The following is a 23440-nucleotide window of genomic DNA, read 5'->3' as shown; positions in this document are numbered from 1 at the left end:
CGTCACGCCGTCATGCCGTCGCGCGTGCGTGTCGAAGGGGCATGCGGCAGGTTCGACGCGCACTCAGGTGCGAACCGTCATGCGCCGCGCCTGCAACCTGTGCGATGATGCGCCGCTTCGCCTTCGTTGCAGCACGCCGCCGAGCGCGGCGCCCGGTTCCGGGCCGCTGCCGATCGCGCCCACACCGGAGACGACATGCCCGCAGTGAACATTCATGGCAGCACCCTGCATTACCAGGATCACGGCACCGGGTTCCCGGTGCTGCTCGGGCACAGCTATCTGTGGGATTCAGCGATGTGGGCGCCGCAGATCGACGCGCTGTCGCGTCAGTATCGTGTCATCGTGCCGGATCTGTGGGGGCACGGCGCATCGGGTGCACTGCCGGAAGGCACGCAGACGCTCGACGATCTCGCGGCGCAGGCGAGTGCGCTGCTCGACGCGCTGGCGATCGAACAGTGCGCGCTCGTCGGGCTCAGTGTCGGCGGCATGTGGGGCGCGCGGCTCGCGTTGCGCGAACCGCAGCGCGTGCGCTCGCTCGTGCTGATGGATGCGTCGCTCGAGGCCGAGCCCGAGGCGACGCGGCTGCGCTACTTCGGAATGCTTGACGCCATCGCCGCCGCGGGCCGTATCGCGCCGCCGCTGCTCGATGCGATCGTGCCGCTGTTCTTCCGGCCGGATGTCAATCTGGCGGGCCCGGTGCCGTCCGCGTTTCGCGACGCGCTCGCGAACCTGCCGGCCGACCGGTTGCGGCAATCGATCGTCCCGCTCGGCCGGCTGATCTTCGGCCGGCCCGACACGCTGCCGGCACTCGCCGAACTGGACGCCGAACGCACGCTGCTGATGTGCGGCGCGGGCGACATGGCGCGCCCGCCGTCGGAAACGGTGAAGATGGCGAGCGTGATCGGCTGCACCCATGCGCTGGTGCCGGACGCCGGCCACATCTCGAATCTGGAAAATCCCGCGTTCGTCACGCGCATGCTGCTTGAATGGTTCGACGCGCAGCAGCTGTCGGCAGGCTGATGCCGCTGCGCGCGACGCCGCCGCATGTCGCGCGGCGTCGCGTCACGTCATGAGCGCCCGCGCGACCCGCACCCGCATCACGCGCGTTCGCTGACCGGCGTGAGCTTCCTGTTCCGCCCGCGCGCTTCGTCGGCCGGGCCGCGAACGAGGCTCAGCGCCTCCGCGCGGCTCGCGACGCACGGCGCGGAGCCGGGCAGCGGCTGGCGTGCCGTTTCGCGCAGCGCGAGCACCGACACGATGCCGATGAACGATGCGCCCATCAGGTAGTACGCGGGCATCATCAGGTCGCCGGTGCGATCGACGAGCCACGCGGTGACGAGCGGCGTCGTGCCGCCGAACAACGACACCGACACGTTGAAGCCGATCGCGAGCGCGCCGTAGCGGATGCGCGTGGGGAACAGCGCGGGCAGCGCCGACGGCATCACGCCGGTGAAGCACGACAGCAGCACGCCATAGATCAGCATCCCGCCGAACACGGGCAGCATGCCGCCGGTGCGGATCAGCATCAACGCCGGCACGGCCAGCACGAGCAGGCCCACGCAGCCGGCCATCATCACCGGCTTGCGGCCGACCTTGTCCGACAGGTGCCCGGCGTAGAGCGTCATCGGCATCATCAGCACCATCACGAGCAGCACCAGGAACAGGCCGTGCGATTCGCGGAAGTGCAGCGTCGCCGACAGGTAGCTCGGCAGGTACGACAGCGCCATGTAGTCGGTCACGTTGAAGATCAGCACGAGGCCGACGCATTGCAGTAGCGGCCTCCACTGTTCGACGAGCAGCGTCGCGAAGCGCTGCTTCGGCCGCGTGCGTTCGTCCGCTTCGCGTGCTTCGGCCTCCTTCTTGAACGCGGGCGTCTCCTCGAGTTTCAGCCGGACATAGAGCCCCACGAGGCCGAGCGGGCCCGCGATGAAGAACGGTACGCGCCAGCCCCACGACAGCAGCGCTTCCTGCGACAGCGACGCGGTGAGCAGCGCGACCGTCGCCGCGCCGAGCGTATAGCCGATCAGCGTGCCGAACTCGAGGAAGCTGCCCATGAAGCCGCGGCGCCTGTCGGTCGAGAATTCGGCGATGAAGGTGGCGGCGCCGCCGTACTCGCCGCCGGTCGAGAAGCCCTGCACGAGGCGGGCGACGAGCAGCAGCACGGGCGCCATGATGCCGATCGACGCGTAGCTGGGGATCAGGCCGATCGCGAAGGTGCCGACGGCCATCATGATCATCGTGGCGGCGAGCACGCGCTGGCGGCCGATGCGGTCGCCGAGCGGGCCGAACACCATGCCGCCGAGCGGGCGCACGAGGAATGCTGCGGCGAACGTGCCGAAGGTCGCGAGCAGCTGCGCGGACGGGCTGCTGGACGGAAAGAACACCTTGCCGAGCGTGACGGCGATATAGCTGTAGACGCCGAAGTCGAACCATTCCATCGCGTTGCCGAACGCCATGGCGCCGACCGCGCGCTTGAGGACGGCGGGGTCGACGATCGTGATGTCATCCAGCTTGACGGACTGGCGCGAAGATCGGGTTTTCGCGGGGCGCGCGTGCGACGGGTTCAATGATCTCTCCTGGAATGCCTCGGCGGCGCGGCCGGCGGGAATGCAGCGGGGGCGTGCGGGCCGACGGACAGCGAAGGCGGATGTCTCGGGGATGCGTCGATGCCGGTGGCGTGACGCGCGTAGCGGACGACACCGGGCAGGTGTGTTGTGCGAACCAGTTTAGGGAAACGGGCGCGGGCGGCTATCGGTCATGCGCCCGGAACCCGGTGGTAAACGACATCGGGTTCGTGTGGGGCCGGCTGCGTCGAAGCGGGTGTCCGGGCGATGTGCGCAGTCATGTCCCCATGCGCCGGCGTGCGCCGCCGAGCAACGCCACGAACGCCGCTTCGTCCACGCGCAAGCCGCGCGGCGTACGCCGGACCGCGAGCGCGGCGAGCGTGCCCGCCTCGAACGCGTCGAGCACGGCCGGATGGATGTAGCAGCGCCGGCACACGGCCGGTGTGTTGCGCAGTAGCTCGGCCACCGCGCGCACGGTCTCGACGATCTGCTTGCGCGCGTGCGTGACGCCGCGATGCTCGGTGCGCCGCAACAACCCTAGCGCGTGCACGCTGCCGGCCCAGGTCCGGTAGTCCTTCGCGGTGAAATCCGCGCCGCCGGCCTCGCGCAGGTAGTCGTTCACGTCGGACGACCCGACCGGATGGCGTACGCCGTCGTCGTCCACATACTGGAACAGCTCGTGCCCGGGCAGTTCGGCGCAGCGCCGCACGATGCGCGCGACCCGCGCGTCGTCAACCGTCACGTCGTGTTCGATCCCGCTCTTGCCGGCGAAGCGCAGCCGCACCTGGCCGGGCTGAATTTTCAAATGACGCTTGCGCAACGTCGTCAGCCCGAACGAGCCGTTTTCGCGTGCGTATTCCGCGTTGCCGATCCTCGCGAGCGTCGTGTCGAGCAAGCGGACGATCGTCGCCACGACCTTGTCGCGCGGCATGCCCGGCAACGCCAGATCGCGCGTGACGCGCGCGCGAATGCGCGGCAGCGCACGCGCGAACGCGGTCATCCGCGCGTACTTGTTCGCGTCTCGCGTCTCGCGCCACAGCGGGTGATAGCGATACTGCTTGCGCCCGCGTGCATCGCGGCCGGTTGCCTGAAGATGACCGCGCGGGTCCATGCAGATCCACACGTCGGTGTACGCGGGTGGAATCGCGAGCGCGTTGATACGGGCAATTTCGTCGGCATCGCGCACACGCACACCGTCCGGCCCGTAATACGCGAAGCCGTTGCGGAGCGGCCGGCGCGTATAGCCGGGGCGACGGTCGTCGACATGACGCAGCGGCCCGGCGGGCATGCGTGCATTCGGCTGCAACGGGGCGCGCTTCTTCATGCTGCAGCGCGTCGATCGACGGCAGAGCCGATCCGCGTATCGTCGGGCTGCGTTCCGGGCGGACATCCTGCGCGCACGGTTTTCTCCTGTTTATGCGTACGTTCCGGCGCTGCGCAGCAAGAACCGTGCGCCACTCCCGGCATGCGCGAGAAGGCCCAGCGCAAGCGCGCGCCGGACGGGCGTCCGGGTGTTTGTTACCGCTGCATCGACGAAACAACGCAACGGCTTCGCCCGGGCAAGCTGACTGCGGCCCGATGTCGGCATCGAGCGGATTGCGTCGACGCCGTGTCGCGTTCAACGAACATCGAAGCTGCCGCGGAGATCGTCGATGTCGGCTGGAGCGAGCGTTTTACGATGCCGCGAGGCAACGCGCCGGTGGTGCGCTGGCTCGGGCAAAGGCCGCCTGGAACGGGCCGGGTCGTTCGTTTAGGTGTTTATACGTATGCCGAATCCGATATCGTCCCAATCCAATATTTCATTAGAAGGTTATCGGACTTGTTTCTAGACTGATGCGGGGCATGCAGACCGGGCCGGCGCGACGCCCCCGGCCGGCGCACAGCCCCGACCCGTGCCTGCGCCACGCAGAAACAGAACAGCGCAACGGCAGACAACGACATCATCGGAGACGAACCATGACATTCATCAGGAAGCTGGCGGCCGGCGCGATCGTTGCCGCGGCGACGGTGCTGGCCGGCGGCGCGCACGCGCAGCAGAAGCCGATCACGCTCGGTTTCTCGCAGGTCGGCGCGGAAAGCGCGTGGCGCACCGCGAACACCGTGTCGGTGAAGGGCGCGGCGAAGGACGCCGGCATCAACCTGAAATTCTCCGACGCGCAGCAGAAGCAGGAGAACCAGATTCGCGCGATCCGCTCGTTCATCGCGCAGAAGGTCGACGTGATCGCGTTCTCGCCGGTCGTCGAATCGGGCTGGGAGCCCGTGCTGACCGAAGCGAAGGCCGCGCATATCCCGGTGATCCTGACCGACCGCGGGGTCGACGTGAAGGACCCGTCGCTGTACGTGACGATGATCGGCTCGGACTTCCTCGAGGAAGGGCGGCGCGCCGGCCACTGGATGGAAGAGCGCTACAAGAACGACCCGGGTCCGATCAACATCGTCGAGTTGCAGGGCACGGTCGGCTCGGCACCGGCCAACGACCGGCGGGCCGGCCTGCTCGAAGTGATCAAGAGCAATCCTAAGTTCAAGGTGATCGCATCGCAGAGCGGTGACTTCACGCTCGCCGGCGGCAAGCAGGTGATGGAGGCGTTCGCGAAGACCTACGGCAAGCAGATCAACGTCGTCTACGCGCACAACGACGACATGGCGCTCGGCGCGATCCAGGCGATGGAAGAGGCGGGGATCAAGCCCGGCAAGGACGTGAGCGTCGTGTCGTTCGACGCGACCAAGGGCGGCTTCCAGGCGATGGTGGCCGGCAAGATCAACGTCGACGTCGAATGCAGCCCGCTGCTCGGCCCGCAGTTGATGAGCGCGGTGAAGGACGTCGTCGCCGGCAAGCAACTGCCCAAGCGCATCGTGACGAACGAGACCGTGTTCCCGATGAACGTCGCGGCCCAGGTGCTGCCGACCCGCAAGTACTGAGCCACGTACCGACGATCCGGCGCGGGCGGCGGTGTCGCGGCCGCCCGGGCGCCAACCGTTTCGAGGGAGGATGCATGGAGAGTCCGCCGGTGGTCGAGATGATCGGCATCGACAAGTCGTTTCCGGGCGTGAACGCGCTGCAGCGCGTGAACTTCCGGTTGTTTCCGGGTGAAATCCACGCGCTGATGGGCCAGAACGGCGCGGGCAAGTCGACGCTGATCAACGTGCTCACCGGCGTGCATGCGCACGACGCGGGCGAGATTCGCGTCGGCGGCGCGCCGGTGAATTTCGCCGCGCCGCGCGAAGCCGAGGCGGCCGGCATCCAGACGCTCTACCAGGAAGTGAACCTGTGCGCGAACCTGTCGGTCGCGGAGAACATCTTCGCGGGCCGGCAGCCGATGCGGCGCGGCGCGATCGACTGGAACACGATTCATGCACGCTCGCGCGCGGCGCTGGCCGAACTCGACCTGGCGCTCGACGTCACGCGCTCGCTCGACGCGTATCCGATCGCCGTGCAGCAGATGGTCGCGATCGCACGGGCGGTGTCGGTCGACGCGCGCGTGCTGATTCTCGACGAGCCGACGTCGAGCCTCGACGACGGCGAGGTCGCGCGGCTGTTCGACGTGCTGCGCCGGCTGAAGGCATCGGGCATCGCGATCCTGTTCGTCACGCACTTTCTCGAGCAGACCTATGCGGTGTCCGACCGGATCACCGTGATGCGCAACGGCGAGCGCGAAGGCGAGTATCTCGCGCGCGACCTGCCGGTCGACGTGCTGGTCGCGAAGATGACCGGCCGCGAGCGGATGTCCGACACGCTGCAGGCGGGTGCGGCGGCGGTCGAACGCACCGCCGGCGAGGCCGACCCGTTCCTGTCGATGCAGCAGGTCGGCCGGCGCGGGATGATGAGCCCGCTCGACCTCGACGTGCGGCCCGGCGAGATCGTCGGACTGGCCGGGCTGCTCGGCTCGGGGCGCACCGAAACCGCGCAGCTGGCGTTCGCCGCGGAGCGCGCCGACACCGGCGCGATCGAGATCGACGGCGCGCGCACGCGGCTCGCGTCGCCGCACGACGCGGTCCGCAACGGCATCGCGTATTGCCCGGAGGATCGCAAGAAGGAGGGCATCGTCGCCGCGCTGTCGATCCGCGAGAACATCATTCTCGCGCTGCAGGCGCGGCGCGGCTGGTGGCGGCTGATCGGGCGCGCGCGCCAGCGCGAGCTCGCCGATACGTACATCGCGCGGCTCGGCATCAAGGCGCGCGACGCGGAGCAGCCGATCGGGTTGCTGTCGGGCGGCAACCAGCAGAAGGTGCTGCTCGCGCGCTGGCTCGCGACGGAACCGAAGCTGCTGATTCTCGACGAGCCGACGCGCGGCATCGACGTCGCCGCGAAATTCGACATCATGGAGCGCGTGCTCGCGCTGTGCGCGCAAGGGCTCGCGATCCTGTTCATTTCGTCGGAGATCAGCGAAGTCGTGCGCGTGAGCCACCGGATCGCGGTGCTGCGCGACCGGCGCAAGGTCGCCGAACTCACCGGCGCCGACGCGTCCGAGGAGCAGGTGTACCGGCTGATCGCGGGAGGCCAGTCATGACGCGGCTGCGCACGTTGTTCCGTCATTCGCTCGTTTGGCCGGTGCTGACGCTCGCGCTGCTGTTCGCGCTCGACGTCGCGTATCGCCCGGGCTTCCTGTCGATCACGCTGCTCGACGCTCACCTGTTCGGCGCGCCGGTCGACATCCTGAACCGCGCGGCGCCGCTCGTGATCGTGTCGCTCGGGATGACGCTCGTGATCGCGACCCGCGGGATCGACATCTCGGTCGGCGCGATCGTCGCGATCGCCGGGGCGGCCGCGGCGATCGTGCTCGAAGCGGACCCGTCGCGAATCGGCGTGGCGCTGGCCGCCGCGCTCGGCGTCGGGCTGCTGGCCGGCGCATGGAACGGGCTGCTGGTGGCGTTCGTCGGGATGCAGCCGATCATCGCGACGCTGATCCTGATGGTGGCCGGCCGCGGCGTCGCGCAACTGCTGACGGGCGGCCAGATCATCCCGATCGGCGCGCCCGGCTACCTCGCGCTCGGCGGCGGCTATGTCGCTGCCGTGCCGTGCGCGGTGTGGATCGCGCTGGCGACGATCGCCGCGACCGCGCTGCTGGTGAACCGCACCGCGCTCGGGCTGTTCATCCGCGCGATCGGCGTGAACCCGGTCGCGACACGGCTCGTCGGGCTGCGCTCGGGCGCGATCGTGTTCGGCGTGTATCTGTTTTCAGGCGTGATGTCGGCGCTCGCGGGCATCCTGGCCAGCTCGAACGTGCGCAGCGCCGACGGCAACAACGCGGGGCTGCTGCTCGAACTCGACGCGATCCTCGCGGTGACGCTCGGCGGCACGTCGCTGCTCGGCGGCCGTTTCAGCCTCGCCGGCTCGGTGCTCGGCGCGCTGATCATCCAGACGCTCACCTACACGACCTATTCGATTGGCGTGCCGCCGGAGGCGACGCTCGTCGTCAAGGCGGTCGTCGTGATCGTCGTGACGCTGATCCAGTCGGAGGCCGCACGTGCGTGGGTCGTCCGGCACGCGTCGCGGCTGCTGTCTTCCGCGCGTTCGCGCGCCACTTCCGGAGCGACGCCGCGATGAACCGATTCCTTGGCCGGCTCGCCGACCCGCGCACGCTGCCGATCGTCGTGACGATCGTGCTGTTCGCCGCGCTGTTCGGCTTCGGGTCCGTGACCTACACGGGCTTCTTCTCGATGCAGGTGCTGACCGGGCTGCTCGTCGACAACGCGTTCCTGTTGATCGTCGCGATCGGGATGACGTTCGTGATCGTGTCGGGCGGGATCGACCTGTCGGTCGGCTCGGTCGTCGCGCTGACGACGATCTTCTGCGCGGTCGGCGCCGAGCGGCTGCACTGGCCCGTGTGGGTGATCGTGCCGCTGGTGCTCGCGTTCGGCGCGCTGTACGGCGCGGCGATGGGGGCGCTGATCCATTATTTCCGGCTGCAGCCGTTCATCGTCACGCTGGCCGGGATGTTTCTCGCGCGCGGCGCGTGCTTCCTGATCACGACGCAGTCGATCACGATCAACGAGCCGGTGTTTCATGCGATCGCGGGCTTCAGCGTGCCGGTGGGCGGCGGCACGCTGAGCGCGGGCGCGTTGATCGCGCTCGCGACGCTGGCCGGCGCGATCTACGTCGCGCATTTCACGCGCTTCGGCCGCAACGTCTACGCGATCGGCGGCAACGAGCGTTCGGCGCTGCTGATGGGGCTGCCGGTCGCGCGCACGAAGGTCGGCGTGTACGCGCTGAGCGGCTTCTGTTCGGCGCTCGGCGGCGTCGTGTTCACGCTGTACGTGCTGTCGGGCTACGGGTTGCAGGCCCAGGGCATGGAACTCGACGCGATCGCCGCGACCGTGATCGGCGGCACGCTGCTCACCGGCGGCGTGGGCTATGTGATCGGCTCGGTGTTCGGCGTCGGCATCCTCGGCACGATCCAGGTGCTGATCACGTTCGACGGCACGTTGAGTTCGTGGTGGACGCGGATCGTGATCGGCGCGCTGCTGTGCGTGTTCTGCGTGCTGCAACGGGTGATCGAGCGGCACGCCGCGCGGCGGCGCACGGGCGGCACGGGGCTTGGTGCGCCGAGGCCGAAACGCAGCCCCGCACCGGCGCGGCCAGCATCGCCCGACGAGGATGCCGCGCTGGTTTCGACGATGCGGCGGCTGTAGCTCACGCATCGGCCGGCGGGGGGCGGCAGCGGCACGAAGCAACCTGGCGCGACGGTGGCCGGTGTCGATTCGCGGGCGGTCGCATCCGGCGGCCGGCCGGTGCCCGATCGGCGCGTGCGCGACGCGGTGGCCCGTGCCGTCAGGCCGGCCCGGCCGCGTCGGCTTCGGCGTCGAACGCCGTCGCGGCGCGGCGCGCCTGTTTCAGCGAGCCGGCGAGTTTCCCGATCGCGTCCAGATCCAGTGCATCGAGGTGTTCGCGCACGTCCCGCACGAAGGCCGCGTAATCCGGCTCGTCCGCATACGGGCCGAGCCATGCCTCGATATCGGTCAGCTGCCCGTTGTCGGCCAGCAGGATCAGCTGGTCGAGCGCATCGTCGGGCGGGCACGGCATCGTGGGCGTGGCGACCTCCGGCTCGGCCTCGCCGTCCGGATGAAACCGCCGGACGAGCTCCGACACCGGCACGAGCGCGTGCCCGACGGCCGGCGCGACGATCGCGAACGAGAATGCCGTGCCGACGCCCGGCTGGCTGGCGACGGCCAGCTCGCCCGCCATCGCGCCGACGATGCGCTGCGCGATGAACAGGCCGAGCCCGGTGCCGCCGTTCACGGCCTGCACCTGCTGGTACGCGCGGAAGATGTCGCGGTTGCCGCTGATGTCGATCCCGATGCCCGTGTCGGCCACTTCGAACAGCAGGCGCCATGCGTCGCCTTCGCGCGCGGCATGAATCGACAGCGTGACCGTGCCGTCGCGCGTGAACTTCGATGCGTTGGACAGCAGGTTGAGCAGCACCTGCTGCAGCCGCATGCCGTCGATCGACACCGTGCGCGGCAGCGGCGTGGCCGGCCGGTAGACGAACCGGTTGTCCTGCTGCGCGCACAGCGCGAGCGCATAGTGGCCGATGTCGTCGAGCAGGCCGGGCAGGTCGGTCGCATCCGGCGTCACGCCGAGCGGCTGCAGCTCGGCCTTCGTGAACGCGAGCAGCTCGTCGATCAGCGTGAGCTGGTAGCGGATGCTGCGGTCGATCGACCGGATCAGCCGCGCCTGGCCGCGCGTCGCGCCTTGCAGCAGCAGCTTCGCATAGCCGTTGATCGTGGACAGCGGTGCGCGCAGGTCGTGGCTGACGTAGCCGAGCGTCTCGATCTTCTGCTGCATGTGGGTCGTCACCTGTTGCAGCGCGTCGTTGAGCGCGAGCGTGCGGCGTGCGACTTCGTCGCGCAGCCGATCCTGTTCGGTGAGCTGCCAGTGTTCGAGCCGCTTCCTCGCCTCGGTACGCTGGCGGCCGACGTGGTGGATCCATGCGGCCAGCACCAGCAGGTGCGTGGCGAGCCCGATGACCGCGATGACGGGGTTCGGGAAGATGTCGGATTTCAGCCAGGCGAGCGCCGGCGGCAGCGTGTTCATGCCGTCGAGCACGCGGATCAGCATGTTGAAGGTGGCGATCGCGATGGCGATCAGCATCACGCGGCCGGTCGGCGTCCGGCGGATCGCGAGCAGCAGCGCGAGGCTGATGTTGACGATGCCGAGCACCGCGTTCAGCCGCAGGCAGAACCACGTGAACGTCAGCAGGTCGCCGCACGCGGCGCCGATCATGCCGACCCCTTCGAGCGCGAGGAAGGCCATGTAGATCGCGCGCATCGGCAGCTTCGCCTGCTCGCGCCGGGCGACCATCAGGATGAAGACGACGAAGCACGACACCGCCAGGTACGCGAAGATCACTTCGCCGCGCGCCGACCATTCACGCAGCGCAGGCGGCAACGCCAGCGCCAGATAGCCGCGGTAAGCCGCTTCGAACAGTGTCGTGCCCAGCGCCACCGCGGCCAGCACGTGAAACACGCCGCTGCGCGAAAAGAACCCGATCAGCAGCGCGCACCACATCAGCGCGAGCAACCCGCCGAAGAAGCCGAAGTCCCACATCGTCGCGCGCCGTTCCAGCGCATCCCACGCCGCGCGCGTGAACGCGGCCGGCGCGAGCCGCATTTCCTTGCGCGACGTGACGCGGATCAGGACGGGGACGCTTTCGCCGGCGCGCAACGTGACGTCGAGTGCCGGGTAGCGCGATGACGGTCGGGCGTCACTACCGGCGCCGGCGGCCGGGAAGCGGTTGTCGAGCATCCACCCGCCGTTCCGGCCGAGATAGAAGTCCGCCTGGTCGACGCGGGCGTCGCGAATCACCAGCACCAGCGGGCGCGCGGCGCTGTCGCGGTTGGTCAGCGTGGCGCGGATCCACCACGCCGATCGCGAGAACTCGACGTTGAACGACGACGCGCCGGCCACCGGCGTGCCATGCGCCGGATCGGCGAGCCGTGCGGCGACCTGAGCGGCGGACATCGTCGTGCTCGCGTCCTCGAAGACCGACACGGCGTCCAGTTGCGCGGGGTTCGGCGTCGACGCGGCGCGCGCCGTCGCGCAGGTGACGGCCATCGCGAGCAGGAGCAGCAGCACCGCGCGACAGCCGGCGGCCCATGCCGCGTGGCGCCTACCCATCGTGATGGTGCGCCCCGGGTGCGGCGGGCGGGGCATTGACCGCATGGCGCTGGCGCCGCCAGTCGGACGGCGTGATGCCGAAGCGTTCGCGGAAGGCGGTGGCGAAGTTGCCGGGCGTGGAAAAGCCGATTTCCTCGGCGATGTCGCCGATCCCCATCGACGTCTCCGCGAGAAAGTGCATCGCGGCGCGCAGGCGCGTGTCGCGCAGATATTCGAACACGGTCTGGCCGAGATGGTCGCGGAACACGCGGGACAAACGCTTCTCGTGCGTGCCGACCTGTCTGGCGAGATCCTCGAGCGCCGGCGGATGACGCAGGTCGCGCAGCAGGACCTCGGACGCCGCGCGCACGAGGGCGGCATCCGGGTTGTCGGGCAGCTCGGGCAGATGCGCGAACGGCTGGCTGCGCCGCGCGCGTTTCAGGTGATTGCGGATCCGGGCCAGCACTTCGGTCGGCTCGAACGGCTTGATGATGTAGTCGATCGCGCCGGTTTCGAGCCCCGCGATGCGATCCTCGAGATCGCCCGCGGCCGTCAGGATGATGACCGGGATCGATTGCGTCGACGGCGTCGACGCCAGCAGCCGGCACGCGGCGAAGCCGTCCATGCGCGGCATGCGGACATCCATCAGGATCAGGTCGGGCGCGATCGCCTGGGCACGGTGATACGCCTGCAGCCCGTCGAACGCGACGCTGATCCGGCACCGTGCGGCACGCAGGATCTCGGTCAGGAGCCGCAGGTCGTTCGGGCGATCGTCGACGACAAGAATATGTGCGTCAGCAAGATCCGGCGTGGGACGAGGCGACGCCGAACTGGACGAGCGGGATGACATGGTTGCGGAGGCGGTGGAAGGGTGGCCGGTCAGATGAAGTGCATCGCGTTCTGCGCGATTGTTGCGAAAAATTATATGCCGACAACAGGTCACATTGTGAGGATTCCGTGTGGTCCGTGGGGGCTTGTGCGGCGGGTGTTGCGTGTTTGCCGCCACCGCGTCCGGCCGGAAGAAACGGAAGTGGAAAAACATGCCGAATCGGCTTTTAATAATCGGTCTTTATTGCCGGGTAAATTTGGAATAATTGGAATGGGATGGCGCGGGTGAATCAGTTTGACATGCGTTCCGAAGTCGATGCCTTCTATGTGAAAAGAATGAAGAAATTGTGGGTTGCGCGATTAATTTTTTTCTGATGTTTGGTCGGAATCGTGTTAGTCGAGAAAGCATGTTTTGCGTCGGAATGTATGAATGTAAATGCCGTCTGCTCGGGAAAAGGGTTTTTCCGCTCGGGAAAAGGTTCGTTCCGGCGGATGCCAGCAAACTAGCCCCGGCGCGGCTGGAATCGGTTCTTTCAAACGGTCGGGATCGCGTGGATCGCATGCCGAAGTTCTATTCCGATGCATGCGATACCAATGAGACATTGATCGATGTTATATCCCATGATATGGGATCGCGTCGGCAAATGAATAACTGGCACGAGGGTAATGCAGGTTTCATTATTCACCGAATACGTTGCTATATAAGAGAAATCGGTGAGTTCTGGAATGCGGTTGGGCCTGACGCACCGGTCGAGACGAAATCATCAAGGAAATTCGATCGATTAATTCGGTGCAGGGGTCGTCCGGCAAGTCGTCGATGCTGTTCCGGGATTCCGGAAATGCGTTTGAAGGCCGGACGGAAGGGGTGCGTGGCTGCGCGTGGGCCGTCCGAGGGTTCGATCCATCGGGGGACGGTCGCGCGCGGCGCGCTTTCGAATCAGGCGGGTACGAAAACGATGAGCACAACAGGCATGACAGGCCAACGCACCGGTTCGCACGAACCGGTGGCGCATGCTTCAGCCCCGGGGATCGCACGGCGTCATCCTCCTCCTGAATGAAACAGGGCGGGCCGCCCACGGGTGCGGGCCGGCTTCCGCCCATCCGGCGTCTGAATGACGCTTTCCCATGAGATTCGAGGTCGTCGCGGGTTCGGCGCGATGGCGCGCGCGTGCGCGGCTGGTCTGCACGCCCGGCGTCGGGCCGCCGGGCTTGCCGTGTCGGCTTCCATGATTCGATAACCGGCGATCGTCGCGTCGCCTCGTGCCGACCGGCACGCGCGGCGCGCGATTGCGTGATCGCGATACCCATCGCGCGTGGCGTGCAGCGTTACCCGGCTGTTTAGTTAGTGATCCAAAGTGAGTGGCGGGGCGTCGCGAGACGGACGGGAATGTGTAGAAGACGTTCTCGCTGGTCGCCGTGTTCGCCGTTGCGTCATCCAGCACATGAGAACCGAGGGAAGACAAGATGAACAAGACGTTCAAGTCGATCTGGAACGAAGCATTGGGAGCCTGGGTTGCGGCTTCGGAGCTTGATCGGGCGCGCGGCAAGCGCGTCGCGTCGTCGCGTGGCACGCCGGAGCGTGACGTCGCAGGAGCGGCCGCGGTTCGCGCAGGCGCGACCTCGGCCCCGTCGCTCAGGCGGCTCGCCATGTTGATGGCGTCCGCGTATCTCGCGCTGTTCCATGCCGGTGCGCATGCGCAGTACAACCCGGATGGCGGCACGGCCACCGGCGGCGTCTCGTCGATCGCGATCGGCGTCGGCTCGAGCGCCGCGCAGACGAACTCCACCGCGTTGGGCAACCTGTCGACGGCGCAGGGCGTATCGGCCACGGCGCTTGGCCCCGGCGCACATGCGATGGCCGACGGTTCGACGGCCGTCGGCATCAATGCACAGGCGACCGGCGTCAACAGCGCGTCGATGGGCGTGCAGGCGATCGGTTCGGGTGACTACTCGGTTGCCATCGGCAATCTGTCGAGCGCGACGCAAAGCGGGTCGGTGGCGATGGGCAGCGGGGCGGCCGCGACCGGCGTGTCGGCCATCGGGCTCGGCAACAATGCGCTGGCTTCCGGCCAGTACGCGGCGGCGCTCGGCCTCGGGGCGAGCGCCGCCGGCGCGCAAAGCGTCGCGCTGGGCTATGCATCGCATGCGGACCTGACGGGCTCGGTGTCCCTCGGCAACCAATCGACCAGCTCGGGCGCAGCCGCCGTTGCCGTGGGCAGCGGCGCGCTGGCTTCCGGCAATTCGGGCGTGGCGATGGGGGTGAACAGCGGTGCGAAGGGCACGTCGTCGATCGCGATCGGCTGGGGCGGGACGGCCGGCGTACCGGGCTCGGGCACGCAGTCGCTCGGCACCAGTTCGATCGCGCTGGGTTCGGCCACGACGGCCGGCGCCGATACCTCGATGGCGCTCGGCACGAGCGCGAAGGCGACGGGCGTCAGTTCGATCGCGATGGGCGTCCAGTCGAGCGCGACGCAGCAGTTCGCGACCGCGCTCGGTAATAGCGCGCTGGCGACCGGCATCTCGGCGACCGCCCTGGGGCCCGGTGCGACGGCATCGGCCACGAATGCGACGGCCATCGGCATCAACAGCGTCGCGGCGGCGGGGTCGACCGTGGCGATCGGCGATTCGAACTCGGTCGCGGCCGCGGCCGGGCTGGGCTCGATCGCCGGCGGCTTCAACTCGAAGGTGCTGGGCGGTACCGGCGCCGTGGCGCTCGGCGCGAGCCAGACGGTCAGCGGCAACGGTGCGGTGGCGATCGGCGACCCGAGCACCGCGATCGGCACCGGTGCGGTCACGGCCGGGTCGAACAACACGGCGAACGGCGACGGTGCGGTCGCCATCGGCAATTCGAACATCGCGCAGGGCACCGGCTCGCTCGCGCTCGGCAACACGTCGACGGCCGCGGCCGCCGGTGCGCTGGCGTTCGGTGCGTCGGCCGTGGCGAACAATGCAGGCGACGTCGCGCTCGGGTCGGGCTCGACGACGGCCGCGCCGAACCCGACCGCAAGCGCGACGATCGGCGGTGTGACATACACGTTCAAGGGCACGAATCCGACCAGCGTCGTCAGTGTCGGTGCAGCGGGTACCGAGCGCCAGATCACCAACGTCGCGGCCGGGCGCATCAGTTCGGCGAGCACGGATGCGATCAACGGGTCGCAGCTCGATGCGACGAATCAGGCGGTGAATTCGCTGTCGACGTCGACGGCGTCGAGCGTCAGTTCGTTGTCGACGGGGGTGTCGTCGCTGTCGACCGGGTTGTCGTCGGCCAACAGCTCGATCACGTCGCTTTCGACGTCGGCTTCGACGGGCATCAGCTCGCTTTCCACAGGTTTGAGTTCGACCGACAGCGCAGTGACGTCGCTGTCGACCTCCACGTCGACCGGCCTGTCGTCGGCCAATAGCGCGATCACGTCGCTTTCCACATCGACTTCGACGGGCATCGGCTCGCTCTCGACGGGGTTGAGTTCGACCAACAGCTCGGTGACGTCGCTGTCGACCTCCACGTCGACCGGTCTGTCGTCGGCCAATAGCGCGATCACGTCGCTTTCCACGTCGACTTCGACGGGCATCAGCTCGCTGTCGACGGGGTTGAGTTCGACCAACAGCTCGGTGACGTCGTTGTCGACTTCCACGTCGACCGGATTGTCGTCGGCCAATAGCGCGATCACTTCGTTGTCGACTTCGACCTCGACTGGCATCAACTCGCTGTCGACGGGCCTGAGTTCGACCAACAGCTCGGTGACGTCGTTGTCGACTTCCACGTCGACCGGATTGTCGTCGGCCAATAGCGCGATCACGTCGCTGTCCACGTCGACGTCGACGGGCATCACGTCGCTGTCCACGGGCCTGAGTTCGACCAACAGCACCGTGACGTCGTTGTCGACGTCCACGTCGACCGGGTTGTCGTCGGCCAATAGCGCGATTACGTCACTGTCCACGTCGACTTCGACCGGCCTGAGTTCGACCAATAGCACGGTGACGTCGCTGTCGACTTCGACGTCGACGGGCATCAGTTCGCTGTCCACCGGCCTGAGTTCGATGAACAGCTCGGTGACGTCGCTGTCGACGTCCACGTCGACGGGCATCAGCTCGCTGTCCACCGGCTTGAGTTCGACGAACAGCACGGTGACATCGTTGTCGACTTCGACGTCGACGGGCATCAGCTCGCTGTCTACCGGCCTGAGTTCGACGAACAGCACGGTGACGTCGCTGTCCACGTCGACCTCGACGGGCATCAGCTCGTTGTCCACCGGCCTGTCGAGCACGAACAGTTCGGTCACGTCGCTGTCGACTTCGACGTCGACGGGCATCGGTTCACTGTCCACCGGCCTGAGCACGACGAACAGCACCGTCACGTCGCTGTCGACCGCGACCTCGACGAGCATCGGTTCGCTGTCCACCGGCCTCAGCTCGACGACGAGCTCGATCGCGTCGCTGTCGACGTCGACCTCGACGACCGTCGGCTCGCTGTCCACCGGGCTGTCGAGCACGAACAGCAACCTGACGTCGCTGTCCACCGCGACGTCGACGGGCCTCGGCTCGCTGTCCACCGGCCTCAGCTCGATCGCCAACAACAACACCAACCTCGGCAACAGCACGGCGGGCGCGATCGGCGGCGGGGCCACCTACGATCCGACGACCGGCACGATTTCGGCCCCGTCGTACGTGACGTACAACAGCGACGGTTCGACGACGATCAACAACAACGTCGGCTCGGCGATCGACAACATCAACGCGCACGGCATCAAGTATTTCCACGCGAACTCGACCGCGCCGGACAGCCAGGCGATCGGGCTCGACAGTGTCGCGATCGGCCCGAATGCGATCTCGAAGGTGGACGGCAGCATCGCGCTCGGCGCGGGGTCGGTATCCGACCGCGCGACGACGCCGGCGTCGGGCATCCTCCGCAACGGCACCGCATCGATCCCGTTCAACACGACGGACCAGACGTTGCTCGGCGCGGTATCGGTCGGCGACGCGACCAGCAAGACGTATCGCCAGATCACCAACGTCGCGGACGGCACCGGGCAGCAGGATGCGGTGACCGTGCGGCAGCTGGCCGGTGCGTTGCAGTCGTTCGCGGTCACGGGCCAGAAGTATTTCCACGCGAATTCGACGGCGGTCGACTCGCTCGCCGTCGGCGCGGAATCGGTCGCGGTGGGGCCGACGACGGTCGTCAACGGCGACCACGGCGTGGGCATCGGCAACGGCGCGATCGTCGACCAGACTGCGCCTGGCGGCGTCGCGATCGGGCAGGCGGCGAGTGCCGCGCAGGCCGACGCGCTCGCGCTCGGCAGCGGCGCGACGGCACTGGGCGCGCAGTCGGTCGCGCAAGGCGCGAATGCGAAGGCGGTCAGCGTGGGCAGCGTCGCGCTGGGCTCCGGCGCGCTCGGCAACGCAACCGATGCGCTCGCGCTGGGCGCCGGTGCGTCCGCGACGTTCGCGAACAGCGTCGCATTGGGCGCCGGTTCGCTGACGACGGTCGGCGCGCTGACGAACTACGTCGCGTACGGCCTGAGCAGCCCGCAATCGTCGGCCGGCGAAGTGAACATCGGCAACCGGCAGATCACGGGCCTCGCGGCCGGCAAGAACGGCACGGACGCGGTGAACGTATCGCAGCTCGACTCGGTCGCGAACCAGCTGACGACGTTGATCGACCAGCGCACGACCAACCTCGGCGGCCAGTACACGACGAACCCGAACGGCGCGAACGTGCCGCCGGGCTCGACCGGCCCGAATTCGTCGGCGGGTGGGTCGGGGGCGGTGGCATCGGGCTCGAACAGCACGGCGGTCGGTAACAATGCGCTCGCATCGGGCAACGGTTCCACCGCCTTCGGCGTGGGCTCGACGGCGTCGGGCAGCAATTCGACCGCGATCGGCACGGGCAGCAACGACGGTGGCCGCTCGAACGTCGTCGCGGTCGGGTCGGCGGAATCGGCGCGCCAGGTGGTCAACGTCGCGGCCGGTACGCAGGGCACGGATGCGGTGAACGTGAACCAGCTGAACGCGGTGTCGAACCAGTTCACGCAGTCGCTGAACACGGTCAACAACCAGCTCACGCAGATGCAGCAGCAGATCCAGCAGACCGATTCGATGGCACGCGAGGGGATCGCGGCCACCGCCGCGATGGCGTCGATCCCGCACATGGACCGCGACTCGAACTTCGCGATGGGGGTCGGTACGGCGACGTTCCAGGGGCAGAAGGCGATGGCGGTCGGCGTGCAGGCGCGCGTCACGGAAAACCTGAAGGCGACGCTGAACGGCGGCTTCGCCGGCAGCCAGCGCGTCGTCGGCGCGGGCATGCTGTATCAGTGGAAGTAATCGCGCGCCGCGGTTCGCGCCGGCACGCACTGCCGGGGCGGACCGCGTCGAACGCAAACGCACGCGGGTGCGGCTGCGCCATCGCGCTGCGCCCCTCGCATTTTCGGAGTCCTCACGTGAAAAACATTCATCTTGCACTGCTGGCGTCCGTCGTTTCCCTCGCGGCCTGTTCGAGCGCATCGGGACCGACGTACAACGCATACGAACTTCAGCCCCGCGACGGCATCCGGACGTTCCGTGTCGACTGTCACGGCATCCTGTCGAGCGCCCATACCTGCATGAAGGTCGCGACGCGCATGTGCGGCAACGAGGCCGTGCGCACGGTCGATTCCACGACGCCGTACCGCGACGGCGCCGATCCGCACTCGATGGTGTTCCAGTGCGGTGCGGCGCCCGCGCCGGTCGCCGCGGCGGCTACGCCGGCGCCCGCCGCGGTCGAGAAGGTGAGCCTGACCGGCGATGCGTACTTCGCGACCGACTCCGCCGTGCTGACGTCCGCCGCCACCGCCGCGCTCGACAGTTTGCTGAGCCAGCAGGGCGACAGGCACTTCTCGCGTGTGGAAGTGGACGGTTATACCGACGCGACCGGCTCGGATGCACACAACCAGGCCCTGTCGAAGCGCCGCGCCGATGCCGTCGCGGGGTATCTGCGCGAACACGGGCTGAAGGCGGATTCGGTCGCGGCGACGGGGCATGGAGAAACCAACCCGGCCGCATCGAACGAGACCGCCGAAGGGCGGGCGCGCAATCGCCGGGTGGAAATCTCGCTGCGGAAGTAGGGCGTCGCCACTGGGTTGCCGCAGGCGTGGCCGTCGCGAACGGACGGCTCTCGCTTGCGGCTGTGGCGCCGTTCGGAGACGCTGGCGGTCGAGTCAGGCAACGCGTCGCGATGGGCGTGCGCGATGCCGCCATCGCGCGGACGACGACGCGGCACGACGGCCCGCGGGCCGGTTGCCGGTGCCGATGTCGCGGGTTCATCGGCGCCGGCCAACGTGTTGCTGCGCGGGGCGCAAGCGATGCCCGGTGCCGCTGCGTGAAAAGGGATGAGAGAGACTTCGGCCGAGGTGCGGAGCGGCAATGGTCGCGCGGCTGAAACGGGTTCGACTGCAGCGCGGGTCGACAAGCACGAAGGCGCGGAAAGCGACCCGTTGCGGGAGCAATCAGTTTTGTTCATGTCCCGATTGCAAAACTAGTCTCGCATCTTCGCGTCCGCCCATTTCCACTCCCGCGCAGCCTTTACAAACGCCGCAAGATAATCGACGTCGTCATCCGTCTTGCGCGTGCCGAGGAAAATCTGCTTCGCAATCCCCTTCTTTCCAAGTTGCACGGGTGTAAGCGGCATCCAGCCCGCGTATTCTTCCGCGAGCCAGCGAGGCAACGCCGCCACGCCACGGCCGCTCGCCACCATCTGCAGCATGATGTCGGTCGTCTCGATCACCTTGTGGCGCTTCGGCACCCTGTTCGCGGGCGTGAGGAACTGCGTGTAGATATCGAGCCGGTCCGTTTCGACGGGATACGTGATCAGCACCTCGTGCGTCAGCTGTTCCGGCGTGACATACGCTTCTCCGGCCAGCGGGTGATCATCGGCAACCACCAGCACCTGCTCGTAATCGAACACCGGCTCAAAATGCAGTTCGGGCTTCTTGAGCGGGTCGGGCGTGACGAGCACGTCGATTTCATAGCCGATCAACGCACCGATGCCGCCGAACTGGAAGCGCTGCTTCACGTCGACATCGACATCCGGCCAGTGTGCGAGATACGGCGACACCACCTTCAGCAGCCATTGATAGCACGGCGCGCATTCCATGCCGATCCGCAACGTGCCGCGCTCGCCCTGCGCGTACTGCCTCATGCGCTCCTCGGCGAGTTCGAATTGCGGCAGCAACCGGTTCGCGAGGCTCAGCAGGTACTGTCCGGCCTGCGTGAGCCGCATGGTACGTCCTTCACGCGTCCACACGGGCGTACCGAGCTGCTGCTCCAGCTTCTTCACCGCATGGCTGAGCGCCGACTGCGTGAGGTTGAGCGTATCGGCCGCGGCCGTGAGCGAGCCCTGCCGCTCCACTTCCCGCACGACCATCAGATGATTGCGATCCAGCATCGACCACTCCATGAACAAATTTAATGTTTGCATGAAATAAATCCATTTTTATTCATGCAATGGAAACTATATCATCGCTGCCAGTTACTTTTCTTCCGATGTGAACCAGACACACCGCACCGTGAGCATCGCTCATGGTTGGTTGAAATCGATTCATATCCAGTCGGCCATGGCCCAACGTCACATTCGTCCGTCGGAAAAGAAAAGCGAGCCGCATCGAAAGGCATGGAGCAGATGCAGTTTTCATTTCGGAAATCGGGGCGCAAGATCATGACGAGTCAAGAGTTTACATTTGCTATTAAAAGCGTCTGTTTCGATGAGGACTATCAGCCTTCCGACCATACGCGCATCACGACCAATTTTGCGAACCTCGCCAGAGGAAAGAGTCGTCAGGAGAATTTGCGCAATACCTTCAGGATGATTGACAATCGCTTCAATGCGATGGCGCATTGGGACAATCCCAAAGGCGATCGTTATGCCGTCAAGCTTGAAATCATTTCAGTCGAAATGAATATCGGCGGAGAGCGGGGCAGTGCCGCGCTGCCCTTGATCGAAATACTGAAGACGAATATTTTCGATCGGAAAAACAACAAACACATTGACGGCATTGCGGGAAATAATTTTTCCTCTTATGTGCGGGATTACGATTTCAGTGTGGTCTTGCTGGAGCACAACAAGAATCGGCCCGGCTTCAGTACGCCGGATAACTTTGGCGACTTGCACGGGAATCTGTTCAAGTCCTTCGTGAAGTCGAGCGCCTACAAGGATAATTTCGCGAAACCGCCCGTTATATGCCTGAGCGTTTCGAGTAGCAAGACCTATCATCAGACGGCAAATCGGCATCCCGTGTTGGGTATCGAATACCGGCAGGACGAGTATTCCTTGACTGACGAGTATTTCGAAAAAATGGGAATGAAGGTGCGCTATTTCATGCCGCCGAATAGTGTCGCACCGCTGGCTTTTTATTTTACCGGTGATTTGCTGGGCGATTACACCAATCTGGAACTCATCAGCACCATCAGCACGATGGATACCTTCCAGAAAATTTACCGGCCCGAAATTTACAATGCGAATTCTCCGGCAGGAAAATCCTACCAACCGAGTCTGAAGCATCAGGATTTTTCGCTCACCCGGATTGTTTACGATCGGGAAGAGCGTAGTCGGCTGGCTATCGAACAGGGCAGGTTTGTCGAAGAGAAATTTATCAAGCCATACCAGGCCATTCTTGAGCAGTGGTCTGCGGACTACGCGCTTTGACCAACAAAAACACAAGGTCGTCTACCGTGAAAAAATTTCTACCCACTTCAACCGCCGGCAGTTTGCCTAAACCTTCGTGGCTCGCACAACCCGAGACACTTTGGTCACCGTGGAAATTGCAGGACGACGGGTTGATCGAGGGCAAACAGGATGCTTTGCGCCTGTCGTTGCAAGAGCAGCAACACGCGGGCATCGATATCGTCAGCGACGGCGAGCAAACGCGCCAGCATTTCGTGACCACGTTCATCGAGCACCTCAGCGGCGTTGATTTCGAGAACCGCAAGACCGTTCGAATTCGCGATCGCTATGACGCCAGCGTGCCGACGGTCGTCGATGCGGTGGCGAGACAGAAGCCGGTTTTCGTTGACGATGCCAAGTTCCTGCGCCGGCAAACGAGCCAACCCATCAAATGGGCATTGCCGGGGCCGATGACGATGATCGATACGCTGTACGACGATCATTACAAGAGTCGCGAAAAACTGGCCTGGGAGTTCGCAAAGATCCTGAACGAGGAAGCCAGGGAACTGGAGGCTGCCGGCGTCGATATCATTCAATTCGATGAGCCCGCATTCAATGTCTTCTTCGACGAGGTGAATGATTGGGGCGTCGCGACCCTGGAAAGAGCGATCGAAGGTCTCAAGTGTGAAACCGCCGTGCATATTTGCTATGGCTATGGCATCAAGGCCAACACGGACTGGAAGAAGACGCTGGGGTCGGAGTGGCGGCAGTACGAGGAAGCCTTCCCCAAGCTGCAAAAATCCAGTATCGACATGGTCTCGCTGGAATGTCACAACTCGCGCGTTCCCATGGATCTGATCGAACTCATTCGGGGCAAGAAGGTGATGGTGGGGGCCATCGATGTGGCGACCAATACCATTGAAACCCCCGAGGAAGTCGCCGGTACGTTGCGAAAAGCACTTCAGTTCGTGGATGCCGACAAGCTCTATCCCTGCACCAACTGCGGCATGGCGCCGTTGTCGCGTGCAGTCGCGAGAGGCAAGCTGAGTGCGTTGAGCGCGGGTGCGGAAATCGTCCGCAAGGAACTCTCGAACTAGGTCCGAACTGACGTCGGACGTAGTGAGCGGGAATTGAAGGCCGTGTGGATGTCAGGGAGTGCATTGAAACGGCTCCCTGAATCTGTCGGAATGCACCGCCTTGACCTTTCCGAGCCGCACCCAGTGTTAGGTATCTACCATGTCACTTTCCAGCACGGCCATCGAGCCTGTGCGCTTTCGCGAAGCGCTCGGCCACTATGCATCCGGTATCACGGTGATTGCG

15 protein-coding genes are annotated in these 23440 nt (G+C 66.2%); 10 read left to right on the top strand and 5 right to left on the bottom strand.

Features of this window, described 5'->3' with window-relative positions; translation table 11 throughout:
- The first annotated feature begins 195 nt into the window (after nt 1-195).
- Nucleotides 196-1020, top strand: coding sequence for an alpha/beta fold hydrolase (locus CFB39_RS34200; protein ID WP_089476279.1), 825 nt, complete (start codon nt 196-198; stop codon nt 1018-1020).
- Between the two features lie 77 nt (nt 1021-1097).
- Here CFB39_RS34200 and proP read toward each other — a convergent pair whose 3' ends face one another.
- Together proP and CFB39_RS34190 are read right to left on the bottom strand one after the other, a co-directional pair.
- The gene (proP, locus tag CFB39_RS34195) at nt 1098-2567 is read right to left on the bottom strand and encodes a glycine betaine/L-proline transporter ProP (RefSeq protein WP_089476278.1); all 1470 of its coding nucleotides are present in this window, start codon (nt 2565-2567) and stop codon (nt 1098-1100) included.
- A 274-nt stretch (nt 2568-2841) separates the two neighbouring features.
- A complete protein-coding gene (locus CFB39_RS34190; RefSeq protein WP_089476277.1) occupies nt 2842-3888 on the bottom strand; it encodes a DNA topoisomerase IB in 1047 nt (348 codons plus the stop codon).
- Nucleotides 3889-4029: 141 nt separating this feature from the next.
- Here CFB39_RS34190 and CFB39_RS40415 point away from each other — a divergent pair, with 141 nt between their 5' ends.
- The 5 genes from CFB39_RS40415 to yjfF all read left to right on the top strand — a co-directional run bounded on the left by CFB39_RS40415 (nt 4030) and on the right by yjfF (nt 9194).
- Entirely contained in the window at nt 4030-4398 is a 369-nt protein-coding gene (locus CFB39_RS40415; protein WP_179257778.1) for a hypothetical protein, read from the top strand.
- A gap of 122 nt (nt 4399-4520) precedes the next feature.
- Nucleotides 4521-5483: an ABC transporter substrate-binding protein gene (locus CFB39_RS34185; RefSeq protein WP_089476276.1), complete on the top strand. Its 963-nt coding sequence runs from the start codon at nt 4521-4523 to the stop codon at nt 5481-5483.
- A 74-nt stretch (nt 5484-5557) separates the two neighbouring features.
- A complete protein-coding gene (locus CFB39_RS34180) occupies nt 5558-7072 on the top strand; it encodes a sugar ABC transporter ATP-binding protein (protein WP_089476275.1) in 1515 nt (504 codons plus the stop codon).
- The gene (locus CFB39_RS34175) at nt 7069-8109 is read left to right on the top strand and encodes an ABC transporter permease (protein WP_089476274.1); all 1041 of its coding nucleotides are present in this window, start codon (nt 7069-7071) and stop codon (nt 8107-8109) included. Before CFB39_RS34180 ends, CFB39_RS34175 begins: the two co-directional genes overlap by 4 nt.
- The gene (gene yjfF, locus CFB39_RS34170; RefSeq protein ID WP_089476531.1) at nt 8106-9194 is read left to right on the top strand and encodes a galactofuranose ABC transporter, permease protein YjfF; all 1089 of its coding nucleotides are present in this window, start codon (nt 8106-8108) and stop codon (nt 9192-9194) included. The genes CFB39_RS34175 and yjfF overlap by 4 nt, the downstream gene beginning before the upstream one ends.
- 139 nt (nt 9195-9333) lie before the next feature.
- Here yjfF and CFB39_RS34165 read toward each other — a convergent pair whose 3' ends face one another.
- Nucleotides 9334-11679: a sensor histidine kinase gene (locus CFB39_RS34165; RefSeq protein ID WP_089476530.1), complete on the bottom strand. Its 2346-nt coding sequence runs from the start codon at nt 11677-11679 to the stop codon at nt 9334-9336.
- Complete coding sequence (locus CFB39_RS34160; RefSeq protein ID WP_089476273.1) at nt 11672-12508, bottom strand: response regulator; 837 nt, start codon at nt 12506-12508, stop codon at nt 11672-11674. The genes CFB39_RS34165 and CFB39_RS34160 overlap by 8 nt, the downstream gene beginning before the upstream one ends.
- Nucleotides 12509-13950: 1442 nt before the next feature.
- Between CFB39_RS34160 and CFB39_RS39840 the strand changes: the two genes are divergently transcribed.
- Together CFB39_RS39840 and CFB39_RS34135 are read left to right on the top strand one after the other, a co-directional pair.
- Nucleotides 13951-18807 (top strand): YadA-like family protein, encoded by a 4857-nt coding sequence (locus CFB39_RS39840; protein WP_144030359.1) that lies wholly within the window; start codon nt 13951-13953, stop codon nt 18805-18807.
- Nucleotides 18808-18923: 116 nt separating this feature from the next.
- Nucleotides 18924-19586 carry an OmpA family protein gene (locus CFB39_RS34135; RefSeq protein WP_089476272.1) on the top strand — a complete coding sequence of 221 codons (663 nt, stop codon included), beginning with the start codon at nt 18924-18926 and terminating at the stop codon, nt 19584-19586.
- A gap of 410 nt (nt 19587-19996) precedes the next feature.
- Here CFB39_RS34135 and CFB39_RS34130 read toward each other — a convergent pair whose 3' ends face one another.
- Nucleotides 19997-20905, bottom strand: coding sequence for a LysR family transcriptional regulator (locus CFB39_RS34130; protein ID WP_089476528.1), 909 nt, complete (start codon nt 20903-20905; stop codon nt 19997-19999).
- A 234-nt stretch (nt 20906-21139) separates the two neighbouring features.
- On the opposite strand from CFB39_RS34130, the gene CFB39_RS34125 reads away from it, so the two are divergent.
- Both CFB39_RS34125 and CFB39_RS34120 read left to right on the top strand, forming a co-directional pair.
- Nucleotides 21140-22162 (top strand): DUF1852 domain-containing protein, encoded by a 1023-nt coding sequence (locus CFB39_RS34125; protein WP_373452762.1) that lies wholly within the window; start codon nt 21140-21142, stop codon nt 22160-22162.
- Nucleotides 22163-22188: 26 nt separating this feature from the next.
- Nucleotides 22189-23217 (top strand): methionine synthase, encoded by a 1029-nt coding sequence (locus tag CFB39_RS34120; protein WP_089476526.1) that lies wholly within the window; start codon nt 22189-22191, stop codon nt 23215-23217.
- Nucleotides 23218-23440 lie beyond the last annotated feature (223 nt).

This window comes from Burkholderia sp. AU6039 (assembly GCF_002223365.1).
Taxonomy (GTDB): Bacteria; Pseudomonadota; Gammaproteobacteria; order Burkholderiales; family Burkholderiaceae; genus Burkholderia.
The sequence above is the reverse complement of the archived record's forward strand: the minus strand, read 5'-3'. Positions and strand labels throughout refer to the sequence as shown.

What these genes read in the sequence shown, in the direction of transcription:
- CFB39_RS34165 (WP_089476530.1), bottom strand. Translation starts at nt 11,679, where the DNA reads ATGGGTAGGCGCCACGCGGCATGGGCCGCCGGCTGTCGCGCGGTGCTG.
- yjfF (WP_089476531.1), top strand. Translation starts at nt 8,106, where the DNA reads ATGAACCGATTCCTTGGCCGGCTCGCCGACCCGCGCACGCTGCCGATC.
- CFB39_RS34130 (WP_089476528.1), bottom strand. Translation starts at nt 20,905, where the DNA reads ATGCTGGATCGCAATCATCTGATGGTCGTGCGGGAAGTGGAGCGGCAG.
- CFB39_RS34175 (WP_089476274.1), top strand. Translation starts at nt 7,069, where the DNA reads ATGACGCGGCTGCGCACGTTGTTCCGTCATTCGCTCGTTTGGCCGGTG.
- CFB39_RS34125 (WP_373452762.1), top strand. Translation starts at nt 21,140, where the DNA reads ATGCAGTTTTCATTTCGGAAATCGGGGCGCAAGATCATGACGAGTCAA.
- CFB39_RS39840 (WP_144030359.1), top strand. Translation starts at nt 13,951, where the DNA reads ATGAACAAGACGTTCAAGTCGATCTGGAACGAAGCATTGGGAGCCTGG.
- CFB39_RS34160 (WP_089476273.1), bottom strand. Translation starts at nt 12,508, where the DNA reads ATGTCATCCCGCTCGTCCAGTTCGGCGTCGCCTCGTCCCACGCCGGAT.
- CFB39_RS34185 (WP_089476276.1), top strand. Translation starts at nt 4,521, where the DNA reads ATGACATTCATCAGGAAGCTGGCGGCCGGCGCGATCGTTGCCGCGGCG.
- CFB39_RS34190 (WP_089476277.1), bottom strand. Translation starts at nt 3,888, where the DNA reads ATGAAGAAGCGCGCCCCGTTGCAGCCGAATGCACGCATGCCCGCCGGG.
- CFB39_RS34200 (WP_089476279.1), top strand. Translation starts at nt 196, where the DNA reads ATGCCCGCAGTGAACATTCATGGCAGCACCCTGCATTACCAGGATCAC.
- CFB39_RS40415 (WP_179257778.1), top strand. Translation starts at nt 4,030, where the DNA reads ATGCGCGAGAAGGCCCAGCGCAAGCGCGCGCCGGACGGGCGTCCGGGT.
- CFB39_RS34180 (WP_089476275.1), top strand. Translation starts at nt 5,558, where the DNA reads ATGGAGAGTCCGCCGGTGGTCGAGATGATCGGCATCGACAAGTCGTTT.